At 58.8% G+C, this 19,285-nt stretch carries 17 protein-coding genes and 2 pseudogenes; 10 read left to right on the top strand and 9 right to left on the bottom strand.

What is annotated here, in order from left to right; all coding sequences use genetic code 11:
• Window positions 1-294: 294 nt before the first annotated feature.
• From AB3L03_RS23925 to AB3L03_RS23915, 3 genes are all read right to left on the bottom strand, one after another.
• Window positions 295-780 (bottom strand): hypothetical protein, encoded by a 486-nt coding sequence (locus AB3L03_RS23925; protein WP_085348292.1) that lies wholly within the window; start codon window positions 778-780, stop codon window positions 295-297.
• A gap of 16 nt (window positions 781-796) precedes the next feature.
• A complete protein-coding gene (locus tag AB3L03_RS23920; RefSeq protein WP_007596423.1) occupies window positions 797-991 on the bottom strand; it encodes a hypothetical protein in 195 nt (64 codons plus the stop codon).
• 87 nt (window positions 992-1,078) lie between these two features.
• Window positions 1,079-1,357, bottom strand: coding sequence for a hypothetical protein (locus AB3L03_RS23915; protein ID WP_368507128.1), 279 nt, complete (start codon window positions 1,355-1,357; stop codon window positions 1,079-1,081).
• 1,015 nt (window positions 1,358-2,372) lie between these two features.
• On the opposite strand from AB3L03_RS23915, the gene AB3L03_RS23910 reads away from it, so the two are divergent.
• The 3 genes from AB3L03_RS23910 to AB3L03_RS23900 all read left to right on the top strand — a co-directional run bounded on the left by AB3L03_RS23910 (window position 2,373) and on the right by AB3L03_RS23900 (window position 5,635).
• A complete protein-coding gene (locus AB3L03_RS23910; protein ID WP_085383185.1) occupies window positions 2,373-3,848 on the top strand; it encodes a coproporphyrinogen-III oxidase family protein in 1,476 nt (491 codons plus the stop codon).
• A gap of 20 nt (window positions 3,849-3,868) precedes the next feature.
• Window positions 3,869-5,059, top strand: a complete 1,191-nt coding sequence (locus AB3L03_RS23905; RefSeq protein WP_368507127.1) for a hypothetical protein — start codon at window positions 3,869-3,871, stop codon at window positions 5,057-5,059.
• Window positions 5,060-5,143: 84 nt separating this feature from the next.
• On the top strand, window positions 5,144-5,635 hold the full coding sequence (locus AB3L03_RS23900) for a GNAT family N-acetyltransferase (protein ID WP_085348294.1): 492 nt from the start codon (window positions 5,144-5,146) through the stop codon (window positions 5,633-5,635).
• Between the two features lie 328 nt (window positions 5,636-5,963).
• Here AB3L03_RS23900 and AB3L03_RS23895 read toward each other — a convergent pair.
• Window positions 5,964-6,357, bottom strand: a pseudogene (locus AB3L03_RS23895) (integrase); the annotation flags it as partial.
• Between the two features lie 93 nt (window positions 6,358-6,450).
• Here AB3L03_RS23895 and AB3L03_RS23890 point away from each other — a divergent pair.
• Window positions 6,451-6,729 carry a hypothetical protein gene (locus AB3L03_RS23890; protein ID WP_143273002.1) on the top strand — a complete coding sequence of 93 codons (279 nt, stop codon included), beginning with the start codon at window positions 6,451-6,453 and terminating at the stop codon, window positions 6,727-6,729.
• Window positions 6,730-7,170: 441 nt separating this feature from the next.
• Here the strand turns inward: AB3L03_RS23890 and AB3L03_RS23885 are convergent, their stop codons facing one another.
• A complete protein-coding gene (locus AB3L03_RS23885; RefSeq protein WP_085348296.1) occupies window positions 7,171-7,380 on the bottom strand; it encodes a DUF3551 domain-containing protein in 210 nt (69 codons plus the stop codon).
• A 381-nt stretch (window positions 7,381-7,761) separates the two neighbouring features.
• Between AB3L03_RS23885 and AB3L03_RS23880 the strand changes: the two genes are divergently transcribed.
• From AB3L03_RS23880 to istB, 3 genes and pseudogenes are all read left to right on the top strand, one after another.
• Window positions 7,762-7,944: a DUF6884 domain-containing protein gene (locus AB3L03_RS23880; RefSeq protein ID WP_085348297.1), complete on the top strand. Its 183-nt coding sequence runs from the start codon at window positions 7,762-7,764 to the stop codon at window positions 7,942-7,944.
• Window positions 7,945-8,343: 399 nt separating this feature from the next.
• Window positions 8,344-9,876 carry an IS21 family transposase gene (istA, locus tag AB3L03_RS23875; protein WP_368509070.1) on the top strand — a complete coding sequence of 511 codons (1,533 nt, stop codon included), beginning with the start codon at window positions 8,344-8,346 and terminating at the stop codon, window positions 9,874-9,876.
• Between the two features lie 11 nt (window positions 9,877-9,887).
• Window positions 9,888-10,630: pseudogene (gene istB, locus AB3L03_RS23870) on the top strand (IS21-like element helper ATPase IstB).
• Between the two features lie 1,094 nt (window positions 10,631-11,724).
• Here the strand turns inward: istB and AB3L03_RS23865 are convergent.
• The 3 genes from AB3L03_RS23865 to AB3L03_RS23855 form a co-directional block, all read right to left on the bottom strand.
• Window positions 11,725-12,180, bottom strand: a complete 456-nt coding sequence (locus AB3L03_RS23865) for a hypothetical protein (protein WP_143273316.1) — start codon at window positions 12,178-12,180, stop codon at window positions 11,725-11,727.
• Between the two features lie 504 nt (window positions 12,181-12,684).
• The gene (locus AB3L03_RS23860; RefSeq protein WP_368507126.1) at window positions 12,685-14,859 is read right to left on the bottom strand and encodes an autotransporter outer membrane beta-barrel domain-containing protein; all 2,175 of its coding nucleotides are present in this window, start codon (window positions 14,857-14,859) and stop codon (window positions 12,685-12,687) included.
• A gap of 50 nt (window positions 14,860-14,909) precedes the next feature.
• A complete protein-coding gene (locus tag AB3L03_RS23855) occupies window positions 14,910-16,103 on the bottom strand; it encodes a hypothetical protein (protein WP_368507125.1) in 1,194 nt (397 codons plus the stop codon).
• A 1,055-nt stretch (window positions 16,104-17,158) separates the two neighbouring features.
• On the opposite strand from AB3L03_RS23855, the gene AB3L03_RS23850 reads away from it, so the two are divergent.
• From AB3L03_RS23850 to AB3L03_RS23840, 3 genes are all read left to right on the top strand, one after another.
• On the top strand, window positions 17,159-17,533 hold the full coding sequence (locus AB3L03_RS23850; RefSeq protein WP_162496312.1) for a DUF6884 domain-containing protein: 375 nt from the start codon (window positions 17,159-17,161) through the stop codon (window positions 17,531-17,533).
• 11 nt (window positions 17,534-17,544) lie between these two features.
• Window positions 17,545-17,778, top strand: coding sequence for a hypothetical protein (locus tag AB3L03_RS23845; RefSeq protein ID WP_085349542.1), 234 nt, complete (start codon window positions 17,545-17,547; stop codon window positions 17,776-17,778).
• Between the two features lie 79 nt (window positions 17,779-17,857).
• On the top strand, window positions 17,858-18,271 hold the full coding sequence (locus AB3L03_RS23840; protein ID WP_085349543.1) for a hypothetical protein: 414 nt from the start codon (window positions 17,858-17,860) through the stop codon (window positions 18,269-18,271).
• Between the two features lie 593 nt (window positions 18,272-18,864).
• Here the strand turns inward: AB3L03_RS23840 and AB3L03_RS23835 are convergent.
• Window positions 18,865-19,116 carry a hypothetical protein gene (locus AB3L03_RS23835; RefSeq protein ID WP_085384399.1) on the bottom strand — a complete coding sequence of 84 codons (252 nt, stop codon included), beginning with the start codon at window positions 19,114-19,116 and terminating at the stop codon, window positions 18,865-18,867.
• Window positions 19,117-19,285: the final 169 nt, after the last annotated feature.

Raw genomic sequence — 19,285 nt, 5'->3', positions numbered from 1 at the left:
AGCGTCACATTGTAGAATCGGAGAGCAACTTCACCCCGTGCGTCGAACGCTGACCCCAGCTATTCCATCGCAAGTCAGTACTGGTCTGGACGAAATCAGCAGTAGGCCGGGGTCATGGTTGGACGCTGACGGGGCCAGCTGGGCATCCGGAACTCCGCAACCGTAACAGCACCAGCGCTCGTGCCGCACGGTACGCCAAAGGCACCGGTTCGGTTTGACGCGCGGGTCGCGCTGCCGGATGGAGATGCGCTTCGCCGCTGCTGGCGGACATAGTCCAATTCGCTCCCACACCCCCTACCCAGGGGACCTGTTCGTATGCGCCACAGGCGAGTCAACGACCTGACTTTCTGAGCCGCTGGGAGAACTCGGCGGCTGCTCCTCAAGATGCATGCGCTCGCGCGCGTTCGCGGGCTTCGCGGCGACGCTGGAAGCGCTCGCGTCAGCGGTTCGCTCGTTCCGAGGGCTGGGCACCGATGGCACCGGCCCGGCCGTTTCGAGTGGGACCTTCTCCGTCGGCTCGTCTTGGCCTCGGCGCGCCTCCATGGTCTCGAGCACAACTCGCCCTCTCACCGTGATTCTCCAACCGCCGTTTTGGCGCTCAACGAGGCCGTCCGAAAAAATGTCCAGCCCGGGAACGCGCGCGGCCAGCCGTTTGGTGCGCTCGGCCCATTCCGGGCCGCTGGTCGCGAGGATTGCCATGTCCCGCTTGAGGTCCGCCATCACGGCAAATCCTTGGGGGTAACTCACCAGGATCTTCAAGACTGTGACCTGGAAGTTCACTCCGCACCTCGCCCGATCAACGCCACATGATCGACGCTCGGGCCAGGGCTTTACGCCCTATATGCCGCAGCAGCTTCGGCGTTGTTTCGTCGGTCTTTGCGGCTTCGACGATCTCGGAGGCCAAACCAGCGCCGCTCCCCTTGCGCGGAAGCGTCTGGCAGACCTCGTCAAGTACCGCTTGCGATAGAGCGGTCGTGGGGTGTTCAAACATGGACGCCTATCCTACCGTAAGTCTTTCGACCTTGGGATTCCCGCAGTTGAGGTAAACTCTGCCGCGTTGCGCACGAGGGCTCGCGCTCTACTGATGTACCGCGGTCTTGATTCTGATCGATGCGGACTCAAATTGGTAGGCCGAGCTGCAGCTCGGCCTACGGTTCGCCCTGGCGTGAAGACAAGAAGGCGGATCGGCTTTGGAGCGGGTATCTCGTTTGAAGGAAGACGAGCGACAAGTTTCGAGCTCGCAGCGGCTCGAAATCGGGACGCGTCCGGTCCTGCTCCGCGTGATGATCTCGAGATCGTTGAACCTGCCCCTCAGTTTAACCGTCCGGCCCCGCGAACCTTTGTCCTCGCAGTGCATCCAGACCTTCTCGATGAGCGGCTGTGCCTTCCTGACAACGGGGGGACGCCGGGGTGTCGACACCCAGTCAAGGCGATGCCGGTGATCTTGACGACGCGGCGCCGCGTGCAACCGCCCGCAACTGACTGGAAAGCGCACACAGCAAATATCAGTCTCCTCACACCGGCGTCGGACTTGAACGCTTCCCCGATGGTAGCAAGCGGACTTTCTACGTGGCCACCCCGCGCCGCAACAATGTGACGAATTCATTTGCATATCCGTCACGTGCAGCGACGCTGCCTGCATCAGCCGAGCGACTCGGTCGTAAGCTCGTCGTGCAGCAGATGTTCGCGATTGAACATGAGAGGCCTCCATCATCATTCAACATTCCGCGTTTGTCGTGTTCAGCCGTGTCCGGCTGAAGACGTTAATGTCGGGGACCAGACACTGAGGCGCGAGTATCCCGCCGTTGGCGCCGAAGAACATGGTTTTGCCCTCTTCAAGCGAGGCTCGCAAGCGGCTTTGGTGGCACGTGGATTGCTGGGACACCCCAAAAGATTCTGTACGACCATGACGGCCTTGCTGTCGCTGACCCAGGAGTTCAAATGAAGCTTGCTCGATTGATCGAAAATGCCATGGACATTGCGCTGTTGCCTACGTCCGGCTTAAAGCTTTGCCGCGTTGCCCCGCGGGTGGCTATCTCCGAGGTCGAGCACCATTTTCTCGAGGAGTATTCGCACCCTCTGCGCCTGAAGTCTTCCTCGGTGCCGTTTAGCAACGCCCGAGGGGGCATTCGCGTGGGCCACGGCATCTGTCTTCCTCGCCGAACCATAATCGACCCTCGCGTGTAGCCGAGCGGATGGCGGCCCGTGTTCTGATCTACGGTGGTTGCCTCGAGGGGGAGCCGACAACCCCGCGCCTTTTATCGAAACGCATGGCTACGGTATCGAGCCCGAGCTGAAGAGCGGAATGTGAAGCGAGGGACGGAGGTGCCATCGCCCCTTGCTTCACACGAAAGCTAGAGGAGTTCAACAAAATGCGCGCCCCGACCTATTCCGAAGCCTTGGAATTCGCGATCGACCGATCCTACGACATTAACCTCGACATGTTGAGGTCACGGAATTTGCACCTTGACACGCACAACGATTATCTCGTCGGCACATATCCGCCTCTCAAGGCAATGGGCGATCTAGATGCCGAAAACTTGTTGCTTCAGGTTACGCCGTCAATTGATCTCTACTTTCACGTCCCCTTCTGTGACCAGCATTGCACCTTTTGCCACTTCGCCAAAGAAATCCATCCATCTCCCGAGCGAGTGGAGCGCTATCTGGCGGCCTTAGATAAAGAGATGAGTTGGTCGGACGCGGCACTGGCTGACAGAGCTGTTGAGACTGCTTTCTTCGGAGGCGGTACCCCCTCGTTCCTGACCAACAGTCAACTCAAAACGCTATTTGGTATGATTGGCCGGCGCTTTGATCTGTCTAAGTCGGAGGTGAGCTTCGAATTACATCCCTCTCTTGCAAAGCAAGTGGATGCTGCAGATCGCATATCGACACTGCTCAGATCCGGCGTAAACCGCTTTGTATTGGGCGTTCAGAGTCTAGATCCGAGCATTTTGCGCATACTAAACCGCGGACACCGCGTGGACGAGGTAGTACAACTCGTAAGATTGCTGAATGAGATGGGCGTTGAGAATCTCTCGCTCGACCTCATGTATGGATTGCCGCAGCAAACGCTCCGTAGCTGGTACGACTCACTCATCGGCTTACTAGATTTGGGGATAGAGAAGTTCAATGTATTCCCCTTGATGTTCAAATCTACAGACCCCGTGGCCCGCCATTTGGCTCAGGGACGATATCAATTCGCCGGGGCTAAGGAGCGCATTATCATGCATTTTATGGCCGAGCACATCCTCACGACACTGGGCTATCGTCACGGGCCGATTTTCTACTGGAGTCAGCAGTCGCAGCCACACTCGGTTCAACAGCGCCGCAAATACGATTCCTGGAACGACAATAATCTGGTTCCGTTTGGGGTTGCCGGATTTGGCTACATGAGCCAGTGCCAGTTCTATAACGAGGCAGATTTAGATCGTTACCTATATAGGGTCGAGGCTGGCGAGAAGCCAGTGTGGAAGGGTGTTGTCCTGTCGCAAGATGATCTCATGCGCAGAACAGTAATGTTTGCCCTGCGAAGCAGTGGAGTGTCGCTCTCCCGCTTCGAGCGGGAGTTTGGGGTGTCGATTGAGAAATGCTTTGGCCGCGAGCTGGAAAAGTTGAATGAGGCAGGCCTCATCTGCATTTCAAATGACGGCCTGCTTTCGTTAACTGCCGCCGGCACCATCAATTCGGGCGCGGTATCACTGCTATTCTTCTCGAACAATATACTTGAGCAGGTCGCGTATAACGACAGTAGGATAGCAGACAAACGAACTGATCTGCTCGAAAAGCATGATTACTCACCGGCCGCTCGATACGGATCAAGTACCGAAATGCAAGTTGCATTTCGATGAAGCCGCGGGCGGGCTCGTTTATGGTCACTCCTTTTTCCGTTTCCACTCCGCAAAGCTCGCCTTGCGAAGGGCACGACATATTTTTGCATCTGGCCGATAGTATTGATCGGCGGCAGCGAGAACGTCCGCTTGGGCTGGTCAGCAATTTTGTCACCGATGAACTGCCGCACTGCATTGCGGAAATCAAATGCAGTGAACGACCAGATGAAGCGGTTAAGGCGCTTGGACGCAGCGTCCACGCGATGATCGCCGCGAGTGACTATGATGCGTTGCTGCGAAGTCTTCCGCAGTCCGAGTTCGAGATCGCTAAGACAGATATCCAATATCTCGTAAATTGTGCTTATCAGATGTCTGCGTTTGCCGGCCTTCACCCCCTGGACGCCGAGCTGACGGTGGGAGAGGCACTGAGCCGCCTTGCGCGATCAAGTTGTGACCGGCAACCCGGCATCGAGGTCCTCTCCTATGAAGATATGATCCTTACGAATCCGTTGCAGAACGATCCACGCGTATACTGCCTCGGCGCGGCCGGGGTCGAGGAGCGAGATTTTTGCTTGGGCCATCAGATCATCGAGAGCGAATTGCAGTCAGCAATGGACGCTCTGCTTAACTTGCGGGATGTGGCCGAGGTGGATGCGGGGCAATGTCTCACGCTATGCCTGGAGCGCCTTGAGTCAGCAAATTATGTTCTGACGCGGTTTCATGAACATATGTCGCCGGACCTATTTGGCCAATTTCGTGTATTTTACGGAAAGAATCCTTACAAGAATACGCTTGGTCCAAGCGGCCGCTTCTCGGCTCGCATCGTGGCGGTCTCGGTGCTACTGGTCGGCGAAGAACTCTTCCACCAGAAACCGCAATTCTATAGTGATCTATATCGGCTGTCCGAATATTACCCGCAGAGATGCATTCACGAGGTATTCCGCTGGCTGTCGTCAGACAAAGAGAGTGCGTCGTCCAAGCCGGGTTGGCTAGAAGGGAAAGCGGACTTTCCCAGGGTTGCGACCATTTCGCCAGTCGTGGAGCATCACGGCGGCGAAATCGAAACGCTGCGCGCGTCCTGTATTTGTGCACTGGATCGGTTTACCCGGATGCACCGTAGTACGGCCTTAAAATATACCGTTGAGCCTGGTCGTCCAATTGTCGGAGTGGAGGTATCGGAGAATGTTGAGGCTGTCCTTTCTCAGCGGCTGTTGACAGAGGCTCTTCGGTGAGCTGTCGGTGGTCTCTGCTTGGCTAAAAACAGACAACGGTGCCACAGGCACAGGCGTCCGACACCGGTCGAGAGGTGTTAGTCGATGTCTCAAGACGAACTGATCCTTCGTCGCTTCGAGTCCGGGGATAGCGATGGTGTATGGTATCTGCACAGAAGCGCATCGCAGGATGTTGGTGTGTGCGGCCCGGAAGGGGCCTGGGAGGATGATTTACGCAATATCGAGGAAGTTTACATCGGGTCGGGCGGCGACTTCGTAGTTGCGCATATTGGTCTCCGACTTGCTGCCATGGGTGGATTGAAACCTTTTGATGATGATGTCGCAGAACTTAAACGTATGCGGGTCGATCCCATCCGTCAGCGACGCGGGCTTGGAAGGACAGTTCTTCGTGAATTGGAGTCGCGAGCTGTTGCTCTCGGTTTCAAGTGGATAATGCTCGACACAACAACGATCCAAGTAGGGGCTCAAAGACTTTATGAGTCCGCTGGATATGTTCGCCGCAGGGAAGGGATGTTGCATGGATATGCAGTGATCTTTTACGAAAAGCGGCTCACTCGCCACGATGACTCCGCTTGAGAAAATGAGGGTGGTGAGACGGATAATCCAATGAAGCTCTACGGACCCCAACGAGCAAAAATTCAGTCACTTTCCCCTGACTATCGCTCACACTCGCTCCTTGGGAATGATGTCGAATGCGCTCAGATAAAACCGTCACATCTCCCTTCAACAGCCCGCGAGATCTGCGATCGGAATAAATCGTGTCGCTGTAGCTGACGAAGGCGTGAAGATTTCGCGACCGACAGGCCTCGAACGCACGCCCAAACTCACGCCGGCTGCACCAACGTTGAGTTCATAACGAGAGCTGAAAACGGTGCGCCAGCGGCGGATTGGCGAAGGCGCGCTGGAGCTCCGCGATGTAATCATGAGCCGCTTCGAACGCCAATTTGATCCACTGTTCGTCGTGATTGTACACCTGATCCATTCCGCGTGGCTTTTGCCCGGCCTACAGCCGCTGGATTTCCTTGTCGTAGCCGCAGCGTGACATGGTGCTTCGAAAGCCGCGCTCAAAGTCATGCATAGTGAACTTGGCGATACTGGCTTCCTTGGCAAGGCGGTTGACCATCTTGGTCAAGCCTGAGATCTGGCCCCCGGTCCTCGGCGAGGGAAGACATAGTCGGACGTGGCGCGCTGGAAATGTTTCGCAGCCGCAAGCAGCTCGCCAGCGAGGTGAGTACGTGGCAGGTCGTGGTGCAAGCCCATGTGGTCCATGCCGCGTCGAAGGTGATGCGGTCATCCAGCGAGAGTCCGTCGGGGGAGGACCCGCACGAAGGACAACACAAAAAGGGCACGCGCCCTGATCGCTTGGCCCCTTGCGGTGAGTGGAGTCAGCTATGTCGGTCGACGATGTACCCGCTGAGCGGTGCCAGAACGAATCCAGCGACGCTTCAGGTAAGCAGCACAAGGTCAACCAGGCTGGATCCGCCGGCGTGCAAGGCGATCCACGCCGGCAGGACGATGCCAACGCTGACGATGAAGAACGACCTCGAGAAAAACTCAACAACGCAAAGTCGGTATGTTGCTTGCATATCAAATTCGCTTCGTCCCGCGCTCCAGGAGGCGGCTACCCCTTTCCCTCAAGCTCGACCCAGTCCCTGCGGCTGCAAGGCTGAAGCGCCAAAATACCAAACACGAATCGGGCCGTTCCATCCGTGTCTCCGCGCATTGCGACGTCGGCGTGCACAATGGCAGAGTCGCTATGCTCAGCGAGCCTTAAAGTTATCAACGCCGCGCGCATGGACGAATAAGGGCTTTCGATCAGAAGCTTGGTCTGACGGACGGCTGCCTGGCTCTGGCCTAGCGCGAAGTGGCCGCGGCTCGTCGTACAATCAGCGGCATTTGAGCGAGCCGGTGCGAAAGGATGCCGATGGTATGTGAGGCCGATAGGCCATCCCGTCTGGATCGTGTTGCCTTGCGTTCCGATGCAACCGAGAACGCGAGCATACTCAAGCGGAATCTCCAACCAGGCGGAAGCTCAACGCTTAACCTGCAGAGCGGGCGGATCCATTTTTACGAGCAAATATTGATGTCTCGAGCACGCTTGACGATCCACATCAGCGCAATTGCGCTCCTTGTCGCTGGAATGCGTAGGTTGGATTCATCCCGCAATAGGCTAAGGTACCGGAGGCAGTGGCCATGCACTGGTCATATGTCGAGAACTGGCAATTGCCCGGATATCCCCAGGTACGTCCCTGCAAGCAAAAAACGTCCTGCCGAGCCGGTGGAATGTACGAACGCCCCCGCTGCGGCGCGGCAATCAGGATGGAAGTGCAGCGTCAATCAGCTGGCAGGATCGCTCCAGTGGCAGTCCGCTGGCCAGTTCGAGAAGGTTGAATCACACACAGGAGACTAAGGATGGGTCACAACAATCCGGGCCGAGCACGTCGAGAGATCGCCCGCGAGAACGAGCACCTTTCCAAAATGACGGAGGAAGAGAGGCAAAAGGAGCGAGACGCGGAGGAACTGTCCCGGGCTAAAGATCTAGCGAGGGAGGAAGCCTACCACTCCTTCTCGGCCCAGTAGAAAGCCATCTACGCGAAGGTCAAGAACGCGCTCGCAGCCGCAGAAAGCCGCGCCACAGATGCATGGCATCGGGATAAACAGTTTGGCGGCACAGGCAAGCAAAACCCTTGGCGGAAAGACCAATGACGCGGGTCGCGTTCGTCTCCTGCGTGAAGCTGAAGGCTGACACGGCGCGGCCAGCTCGTGACCTCTACGTCTCGCCCTGGTTCATCGGCGCCAGAAGATATGCCGAACGAAACGCCGACTCCTGGCTCATCCTCTCTGCGGCCTATGGTCTAGTTGATCCCGACCGGGTCATCGTGTAGCGCGACAAACTGGATGAGAGGCGGGCGACAATCAGGATGAGAATCCGGTGTCGCGGCAGGTGTCCCAAACAAGCTCCTGCGGAGCTCCCTTTAAGAGTTGAAACATCTTTACTCCTCGTCATGAACGTTCTGAGGATCGCCTCAACCTCCCTTTGACCGTACAACCTGACGCTACGTGCGCTTCAAGCCTCTTGGGTGCGGATTCCGATCGATGTCGCCCAGGATTCCGAGATGATCTCGCCCACCATTCCGATTTGAAGTCGCCCACCCGTTCCGAAATGATGTCGCCCACCATTCCGGGATGATGTCGCCCGGGTGACGAGGCATCTTCTGGCTCCCATAGGGTCAACTCTTTCGGCTTTGCGAAGGGGACCCTGGATGCCGACGGAGAGGCTTGCGATGCGCCGTGTGCGCGATGTGATCAGAATGAAGGCGGCCGGGCTGCCGAGCCGCGAGATTGCGCGACGGGTGGGCGCGGCGCCCTCGACGGTGCGCCTGGCGCTCCGGCGGTTCGAGGCCGCGGGCTTGAGCTGGCCGTTGCCAGACGACGTCACCGACACGGTTCTGGAACTTCGCCTGTTCGCGAAGACCGGCAATGGCAACCGTCAGGGTCACCGCCGCATCGCCGAGCCCGACTGGGCGACCGTGCACCGCGAGCTCAAACGCAAGCACGTGACTCTTTCGATCCTGTGGGAGGAATATATCGCCACCGAGCCCGGCGGATACCGGTACTCGCGCTTCTGTGAGCTCTACCGCGCCTGGGAGGGCCGCCTGTCGGTGACGATGCGCCAGGCCCATGCGGCCGGCGACAAGTTGTTCGTCGACTATGCCGGCGATGGCGTGCCGGTGGTGGTCGACCGCCTGACCGGTGAGCGCAGAACGGCGCAGATCTTCGTCGCCGTGCTCGGCGCATCGAGCTTCACCTACGCGCAGGCGACGTGGACGCAGGGGCTCGCCGACTGGATCAGCGCCCATGTTGGCGCCTTCGCGGCGATCGGCGGCATACCGGCGCTGGTGGTGCCCGACAACACCAAGGTCGCGGTCATTAAGGCGAGCCTGTACGACCCGCAGATCAATCGTACCTACGCGGAGATGGCGGCGCATTACGGCACCGCCATCTTGCCGGCGCGGCCGCGCAAGCCGCGCGACAAGGCCAAGGTCGAGCAGGCCGTCCTCATCGTCGAGCGCTGGCTGCTCGGCCGCCTGCGCCATCGCACCTTCTACAGCCTGGCCGAGGTCAATGCGGCGATCGGCGAACTGCTCACGAGGCTGAATGAGGAACGGCCGATCCGGCGGCTCGGCGTGACACGCCGCCGGTTGCTCGAGGAGGTCGAGCGGCCGGCGCTCAAGCCATTGCCGGCGTCCCCCTATGTCCTCGCCGAGTGGCGGATCCGCCGCGTCAGTCTCGATTACCACGTCGAGGTGGAGAAGCATTACTACAGCGTTCCGCATCGCTTCGCCCGCGCCGAGGTCGAGGTGCGGTTCACGGCCCGTACCGTCGAGATCTTCCACAAGGGCGAGCGGATCGCCGCGCATCAGCGCATGAGCGGCAATCACAAACACACCACCGTGCCGGAGCACATGGCCTCCAGCCATCGGCGCTACGCCGGCTGGACCATCGCGCGTATCCGCCAGGACGCCGCCGCGATCGGGCCGGCGACCAGCGCGTTGGGCGACCTCATTCTCGACGAGCGCTCGCACCCCGAGCAAGGCTTCCGCGCCTGCCTCGGCATCCTCAGGCTCGCCGCCTCCTATGGGCGCGAACGGCTGGACGCCGCGGCTGCGCGGGCAATCGACATCGGCGCGCGCACCTATGGTTCGGTCAAGTCGATCCTCGCCAACAATCTCGATCGGCGTTCTGCTCACCAGCGTTCCGCGGACGATGCGCCGATCCTGCATGCCAACATCCGCGGACCGCGCTACTACAATTAGGAGATCATCCCTTGCTCACCCATCCGACCCTCGACCGCCTCAACGCCCTCGGCCTCCACGGCATGGCCAAGGCCTTCGCCGACATCGAAGCCACCGGTGAGGCCGCAAGCCTCGGTCACACCGAATGGCTTGCGCTGCTGCTCGAACGTGAAGCCTCGCTGCGGCACGACAAACGGCTCGCCACTCGCCTGCGTTACGCCAAGCTGCGCCAGCAGGCGTGCGTCGAGGACATCGACTACCGCACCCCGCGCGGTCTCGACCGCCCGCTGTTCGCTAAGCTTGTCGAGGGCCGCTGGATCGACGACCACGTCAATCTCCTGATCTGCGGCCGGCCGGCGTTGGCAAGAGTTGGCTCGCCTCGGCGCTCGGCCACAAGGCCTGTCGCGACAATCGCTCCGTGCTCTATCAGCGCGTCCCGCGACTGTTCGACGATCTGGCGCTCGCCCGCGGCGACGGCCGCCATCCACGCCTGTTGCGCGGCCTTGGCCGTGTCGATCTGCTGATCCTCGATGATTGGGGACTCGAGCCGCTCGACGCCGGTGCCCGTCACGACCTCCTGGAAATCCTCGAAGATCGCTACGGTCATCGCTCCACCATCGTCACCAGCCAGCTCCCCGTGGACCAGTGGCATCTGCTCATTGGAGATCCCACCTATGCCGACGCCGTGCTCGATCGCCTCGTCCACAATGCCCATCGGCTCGACCTCACCGGTGAGAGCCTGCGCCGAACCCGGCAATCCGCCCGAAAGACTTGAGCCCGTGGCGCTGTGGACATGCCGCTGCGCTTGGACAACGCAATCGCGTTGCCCACATGCCCACAGCAACCGCAGAAGAAGAAAAACAGGTTGAAGTCGCGATTCCAGATTGACCACGCGGCTTGACCGATGCCAGAGAACCAGCCGGCCAGAACGCCTCGCCGCTGGGCGAGATCAAATCGGAAAGGTGGGCGACATCGTCTCGGAATCCACGGGCGACTTCATATCGGTACGCCTGGGCGACTTCGTCGGAATCCGCATCTTGGGCGCTAAATTCTGGGGCGAACCTGGAGCGTGGTCACCGTTCAATGAAGGCCGGGTGGCCGCCCTCGAGTCGCGCTAGACAACTCGGGAGCAAGCCCTCGTCATACCTCAGCAATCTGCGTCCCACCGGAAACGTTGTGCGCTCCACGCTCCGCAGACCAAGGCAATACGCCCAATGAACCAATTGCGTACCTCGGGCAGATTCAGGACATAGATGTCTCAAACCGAACAAGCCAAAGATGACAGATAGGACGTCAGCGGCTGAGGTACGCGTCTGTCAGCCCTTTCAATTATGCTGACGTATAGCTTTCGAAAGAACGCCTCCCCTGGCATTCTTCTTAAGCCGACGCGATGACTGGCAGCAGGCGAGACGCCGCTATCGGAGGTCCACATTTGTGTCACACTCGAGCCTGGTCAAAGGAATTTTGCCATCCTGATTGGGACCGTACTGCGGATTCCGATATACGAACGCGGAGATCGCAGACAAAGCTTGGCAATGCGCTCAGCACTGTCAGGCTGAGCCCGGGATAGCTCTTCTCCAGAACCGCATGAAATCGAAGCAAGAAGCGGATTGAAGTTGACTCTGCCCTCTCCTCGCTGGACCAAACGAGAAGACGAACTACTGCGCGAGCTTGTTGATGCAGGCACGCCTGTGGAATCCATTTGCGAAAGGCTCAACAGGTCCGAGCCAGAGCTTCGCAGGCGTGGCTACTACATTGGCCTACCGAGGAAATGGTTCAAGCGAACAGCCGCCATCTGATCCCTCGGCTACTACAGTTCTTCCCGAACTGGCCCCATAGTATGGTCGGCGGCAAGGAAGACCAAAGTCCCTAACTCTGTCCCCTCGGTGGCGCCGAGCCAATCGTGATAGCATGTCTATTGACGCTGTTCTCAAAAAAAGTGCTGGTCTCTTGCGGCGTCAAAGTACAGAGCGACGTCGGCGTGGGATAGTTGGAGACGGTGAACATCACCTCGTCCGTTTCATTCGATGCGGCAGGTAAACCGACGCTCGCATTCTCCGGGAGTGGGATCGCCGTGGCCCGCCAGGCGCCCTGATCGCACTTGTAGACGAACGCCTTGCCCTGAACATTGTCGAGGATCGTCAGGATCAATAAGTGCCTGGTGGCGCTGAACCCGCTGAGCGCCTGCCGAGGCCCGGGCTGGAACACGAGCCAGGGTCTGGCGCGCAGCGGATCCTGCTTCCATTCGGCGACGTCATACGAGATCATCGAGCCAGCCGCGAACGCGGTGCCGCCGGACGGCTTCCAATCTTCGTCGAGCGTCACCAGCAGGCGGCCACTGGCGATGCCGCCGATGTTCCCCTTCTTTGGCACGTTGAGCGTGATCGGCCCCTTGGGCCCAAGAGCACATACTCCTGCTCGAACGTGCTGATGGTGCGCATGGCGCCGGTCGCGTGGACCTTACCTTCATTGTCCCGCAGCACGAATGGCGCGGCGCCGACATCGGTTGGCTCGCCGCGAAAGACCTTTCCCGCCGAGGCCTGTTCTCGCCTGCCCCGAGTCGGACGGGAAATCGGAGTGCTCAGCGAAGCGGCCGCTCGATCCCGCCGGACGCTTGAGGCGCTCAAGACGATGTCGGATAGATTGTCAGCGTTGACAAAAACGCTGCTTGCCCTCGAGCGAGCTCGGTCAGACATCGCGCGTAGACGCCAGCGCCGGCGTTCAGGCAGGCTAACCTCGATCGCCCGCGCCAAGTTTTGTCGACCAGATCGGGAAACATGATCTCCATTGCGCGCAGCGCGCCGGGCCAAAATCGATTGACCATGCGTATCAGAACTTCACGTTGAAGGTGGCATTCAGTCCGGTCTGGGTGCTGCCTGAACCGAACTGGCCCTGGTAGGCGACGCCAAGGGTGCTGTTGCTCGAAAGCTGGAAGTCCAGACCGGATTCGACGAGTGCCACGTCCTTGCCAATGGACACGCCCGAAGCCACAAAAGCGATGGAACCAGCAGCAAAGCTGGCGGTCGACAGCGGAATGAGGCCACCAACGGCATGACGCCAGCCAATATCAGCTCGCGCAGTCGTGGCTATCTCGCCAAGTTGAAAACGGGTGGTCGCGTAGATGCCGAGAGTGGAGAGCGTCGTATCCATCGTGTCAGCGTGAATATCAAGCGCCGCTCCGTTCAGTCCCATCTCGCTAAAACCATCCGTCGCGACGCGAATATGGGCGAGATTGCCATAGGGTTCGATCACCGACCACTTGCCGACACGAACCTTGTAGCCCAATTCTCCAAAAATCTGGAAAGTGCCTGCATCATAATCCGAGATCAAGTTGTCGTTGAATCCCGGGAACCTAACGTTGCGGCTCATCTCAAGATCGTGCCATGTATAGGCAATGCCTGAGCGGAAGGCGATGGCCCCTTCTGGCACAGTCCACTCGGTGCCTGCATAAGTCCCGAAAGTGTAATTGTCGCTGCGGCCCGATGACGAAGCAGCGTTAACCTTGAAAGTGGAACGGCTATAGCCCGTAAGAACACCGAAGCGCCAGTCGTCAAATACCGACGCGTCGATACCGGTCATGAAGCCGTCAATGGTGGATCTGGTGCTTGCGACATTGCTATCACCTGATTGGGTCGTCCATCCGCCAAAAGCAGAACCCCACGTTGCATAACGCTGCAAGTCATAGGATGGCAGGTCAGAGGTAGCCTGGCCGACCGCGCTGATGGGAGATGCAGAATTGCCGCCGGGCCTCTGCTCAGGACCATAACCCATGACCGCCATCTGCGAGAATGGCGCGCCGCCAAACGCCTGTTCGAGACGATTGTAGACTGCTGAACGCGCATAGAAGCTGTCATTGACACGTCTGCCCTGCTCCGACGCATAAACGGACGGCGAAAGCTGCCGCAGCGCAGATGTCACCACCGTGCCGTCCGATGCGGAGAAGTCGAGTGCCGCGATGAGCGGCTGCAGCCCCAACGCAGCGTTGCCAGCTACTCGATCGAGCGCCGCGCCCACGTGGCGGCTGTTGGCATTGGCCGCATAACGCGAATAGGCATATGTTGGGCGAGCGAGCGTCAAGGCATAGGTGTTGTCGCCCTGAGCTGTAGCGCTTGCCATCAAGATTGGCGATTGCAGCGATGTCGCCACGTTCGTGAACGACCCTGTGAGATTTGTTGCGTTCAGCCACTGATCGGAGGAGACGCTAAAGCCGCTGTGATACCAGCCACGTTTCGGCGTGATCGTGAGCGTGCCGTCGAGCGTCGCATTGCCGTTCACCACGAGGCGGCTGAACGCACCGGTATCATTCACCGCGACCTGCAAGCGACCGGTCGAGGTCTGCAGATAGTCGCCATTCACCTTTATGCTGTTGTCAAGACCGTCGATGAGGGGAGCGACAGCACCGCCATTGGTGAAGCGGCCATCGCTATTGAGCAGATAACTGCCGTTGCCGGACAAGGTTGCGCCTTGCGCGACAGTTGCGTCGTGCACTTCGTGATTGCCGGTAAACAACACGGCGCCGCCGGACAACTGCAGCGACAGATTTTTGCGCCCAACGATATTACCTTCATAGCGGGTCGCAAAGCTTGCGTCGGGCTGTCCCGTTGAGTGACCATTCGCGTCAGGCGTCATACCGAAGGTCAATTTGGTCAGGCGCGGAGAACCGTTCTCGTCAAGCTGGGCGTAATCAGACAGGATGTCTCCTGACAGCATTGCGCCACGCATCACATTGATCTGGCCGACATAGCCATTGTTCGACATGTACATCGCTGCATGACTGCCAGCCAGGCGCCCGGTCAGATCGAACGTGCTGACGAGCGGACCATCGATTTCGTTCAGCATCGGGGCCGGGTTATTGCCGATCGTGCGAATATACGATCCGCGGTATTCATGCTCGTTGCCTATCGCACTGTTGCCAAAGTCGAAGCTTGCTGCGATACCATGCTCGCCGAGAGCCTGCACGTCGCCACCCTGAGTAAACGTGTGATTCTTGCCGTAAGTGAACATGATGCCGCGCCCATAGGCGCCGTCCGCGTAGACGCGGGTCCCGGGCGAGACTAATATCCGATTGCTTTCGCCATCGACGCGGATGCCGCCCCCCCTGCTCCTTGCGAAAGCAGGTCGGCGCGCTGGATCACAGTGTTGCCGCTGCCATAGACGTGCAGTCCCAGTCCGAGCGTGGCCGTGTTGTATGTATTTGGCAGATACGCGGTACCGTTAGCATTGCGAGCGAAGAAGGGATTATCGTTTACCAAATTCTGACCGTTGCCGTAGATCGAGTAGCCGAAGAAATTGCGCCGATCGATGCTGTAGCCGATGTCCTGCATCGCGGCGATCTCCGCCTCCATCAGGGAGGTATAATTCCGGTATCCCTGGTGGCTCATCAGGCTGTTCTTAAGCTCGCTATGCGAGACGAACGGTACATCCTGCCGACCATCCTCGGTCATTACTCGCACCGGAATACCTGGCATGGCACCGGCCAGTACTTCACTCACATTCTTGCCGGCGAAATAGCCCTGATCGCGGCGCAGGTCGAAAACGTCGTCAGCTCGCGGGTTCGCGCAGACGGTACAGTAGATTGCCTGTCCAGGCTTCGCTTGGTTGCCATTGTCATCGTGCAAATGATCGGTCCAGGCATTTATCGATTCAGCGAAATACGGTGATATCGCCCGAGGGGAGAACGGCGTGGCTTCACTACCGTAAATGATGGTACTGGCAATTCCCAATTGATGGGCGAACTCATGAATCATAACGGGCGCAAGGCCGATCTTCGGCGTCATCGGCAATTGCGAAGGGATGTAGGCATCGGATGAGAACCCCATCTCGCCGATCGCAACCATGCCATGCGCGCCGTAGTCCAGCTCGCCCGGATCCTGGCCCTTGAGCGCCGCCTCCACCTTGGTGCCGCCATCGGGTGACGCCTGGATTATCGACGCTGCGGTGTTACCGCGAATTCCGCCGATGTTGACAATGGCCGGCGACTGACCCGGCATGACCTTGATGATTTCGGCCCAATGCCGAATCGCCGCAAGCGAATGATCTATTTCCCATTGCGGCACAATCCGGAGCGAATGATTCGGCTTGTCACCTCCGCCACAACAAGAAGGGCCATCTCCGGGACCGAATATCCGCGCCCGCATGAAGGGCACGCCGTTCGAATCCCTGACATCGTAGGTTTCAACGGCCCTGCTGGGCGGGCCGAGCAACGTTTGAGCCGCAAGCACGATGATCGTAATTGTCTTTGTATTCATACTACACGTCCTATTCCGGGCTGCGATTGCAAAAGACCTGCAGCTTCAACGAGGTCGACTCCCTCCAAAAGCTGCCTCACAAGGTGTCCCAAACAAGCTCCTGCCGAGCTCCCTTTAAGAGTTGAAACATCTTTAATCCTCGTCATGAACGTTCTGAGGATCGCCTCAACCTCCCTTTGACCGTACAACCTGACGCCACGTTCGCTTCAAGCCTCTTGGGCGCTAATTCTGGGGCGAACCTGGAGCGTGGTCACCGTCGTGCCGGGGGCGACATCGATCGTTTTCATGGTGCCGTCCACAATGCGAGCTCCTATTGTCTTTTGATCGCACGAAGATCCATTCTGCAGCGGACCAATTCCGACAAAGCAGGCGGCTGCACGCAACTAGCGAGCAGCGGAGCAAAGCCGGGCCAATTGCTGACGCTTCCGCAACACGCGCCGCCAGCTGAACGCCGCATGCACCCGCGGGGGCCCTTGTATGTGAAAATAGGCGGCATCTGTTCGGCGTCCGCCAATGTTGTCGCAAACTCGCCATTGCACAGAAGCACAACGATCGCCCCCGCCCGACAACTGCAGCGCGTTCATCTATTCATCTTTGCTGGCGATTGCCGCGATCAGTTCAAGGCTTGAATGGGGCTGCAAGAGGCAGGCATTTTTATTGCACTCATCGTCGTGAGCTTCGTCGTGGCATGCGTCAAGCACATGTGGAGCACTGGGACGCGGGGCGGCCACCTCAAGCTAGAGGGGATGTAGAGCGAGTGGAATGCAACGCGCGCGACCTGACTGGTCGAAATGTTCAGGCTAGCGATCGCGCGCGAGACGGATCCAGGATGGCCAGGCAATTTACTCGGGAGAAGCCGGAGCCGGTCCTCGGTCCGGCAGACGAACGCTTGACCGGCCGCGCCGTGTGGGGCGCAACCATCGGCAATATTCTCGAATTCTCCGACTTCGGGACCTATAGCTTTTTCGCTATCCAGATCGCAGGCGCACCGCGCTCGAGCGGAAGCGTGGTCCAGGGCGACCATCCTCGCACGCGACACCAAAAACACTCGCTGATTGACGCTCCGCGACAATCAGAGCGAACAAAACTCTTGCGCGCGACAATCATCGCGGCAATCCATCATCTCGCGGCGACACCGACTCGCCATCCTGATTGTCGCGCGCTTCCCATCCAGATTGTCGCGCTATATCATCGAGCCATACGACAAGACTCTCAACGACATGGGTATCGAAGCACGTCGGGGATGGGCCAAGCTGGTGACCCAGCAGATGGATCTGGCGCGCGTGGGTGGCGACACCGCCATCGTGCTCGCCGGCCAGAACTATCGACGCCATCTGAACATGGCATTGCTCGACAGGTTCGCCGAGGTTGAGGTGCCGATGTCAGGACTGATGCTCGGCCAGCAACTCAGCTGGCTATCGAAACACTGAAGGAATTTGTAATGACTAAACGTACCCTGGCGTTCTCCTGCGCCTTCATTATGCTCGCCGTCTGCAACGCGCACGCGGCCGAGAAGCAGATGCCGATCGACTTCGTGGGCGAGTGGTGTAGCCCGGAGAAGGATGGGAACAGCACGCAGTACAGCCTGCCGAGCTGGGCCTTGCAGGAGCCGGACGGCAAATGCACGGACATTCTGAGCGTCGAGAAGTGGGGCTTCACGGATTCGGCGATCTGACGTGCCTTCCCGTGGATGTTCGGACTAAGTCTGACACCGCTCCTTCTGGCACCGCGTACTTTGCAACGATCAAAGCGAGTTGCACCACGGTGGATGCAAAGGGCCTGACGAAGCGCGTGCCAGGACAGCAGGTCTTCGAGTTCGAGCGCTACAAGGGCCAGCCGCACAGACCTCGGCCGAGAATGCGGCCTCAGCTTCGAACGATGCGGCCGATGCTGTCACAAAGATCAACGAGTTCAAGGGCATCTACTACGGGGGTCTCACCGCCGATCCCGCGACCGATCCGCTCGGTGCAGCGCCAAATGCTGGCGACTTCTACTTCAACACCGTCTCCAAGAAGTTCCGTTCTTATGACGGCACGGCCTGGACCGACATGGTGTCGGTCGGCACGCTAAAGCGCTTCATCTTCTCTGCGACCGCAGGTCAGACGACGTTCACGGGCGCGGATGCCTTCGCCAAGACGCTGGCTTATCGTTCAGGTATTGCGGAGTAATTACTTCTCCGTCTTCCTTCACTATTTTCGCGGCTAGCTCCTTTTGGCTCATGCCCTTCTCCTTCCTCGCGGAGGAGATCGCGCGCCCGAAAGAAGACATATCCAATCCCATTTGCTACGACCCTTCGTTGGTTCTTGTCAGCATATCAGCTAATTAGCTGATTGTCACCCACCAACAACATGCTGGAATCCCCCATTGTAATTCTACACCGCGACGACCTCGCGGATACCTATATTCCCGTGAGGAAGGAAAGCACATTGATTCCATCAGGATTTAAGCTTGTCTTCGGATGGTGGGGGTGATCGCAGTCGTGGCCCGAGACGCCATCACCAAACAACACTTCTCTGGGCGAGATCGTAATCGGCCCAGCGGGGCTTTTGGATATTTTAGAAACGATTCTGCGATTGGGAGGCCCGGCCACTCCCCACGCCAAACGGATTGCCGCGTGGCAAGCCAAGATGCGGGCATGCGACAATGGCAGTCGGCTCTGGTCGCGTTCCTTCAAGATCGATCCCTGGGCGACTGCGCGCCTAACATTGGGCTGGCGAGATGAACTCAACGAGGCCGGTTGGAATCCCGCGCGACCGTACCTTCATCGAGAGGGCAGCCTGCATAAGACGGCGTTCCAGTCATCCGTGGTTTTCGAGAAATAGAAGAAATCGGTTTTGTAGTCGGCGCCGAATGAGAGCTTGCGAAGAACAAGGCTGAGCCCGATACCGTGGTTCTGTACGAACTCCCGCGGGATGAGACGCGTGTGCTGCTCGAGGTAAGCTTGGTACATCTGCTCCTCGCGTTCTTCGTCGAGCAGCTGCACGAACCGCGCTGCTTCTTCATCCAAATTCATCTTGGCTCCAAAGGCTGGCGCTTATTCTAACGTACTATCCAGGCGCCCCCGAGCTTGGGCAAGGATTTTGATTAATCGGGAAGCCCTCCGAAAACAGGCACGATTCGTCCTATTTGTACGCCACACCTACCCAGCAGCCATACCTGCGCCCTCGATTTCTGTATTGCTG

This window comes from Bradyrhizobium lupini (assembly GCF_040939785.1).
Lineage (GTDB): Bacteria > Pseudomonadota > Alphaproteobacteria > Rhizobiales > Xanthobacteraceae > Bradyrhizobium > Bradyrhizobium canariense_D.
The sequence above is the reverse complement of the archived record's forward strand: the minus strand, read 5'-3'. Positions and strand labels throughout refer to the sequence as shown.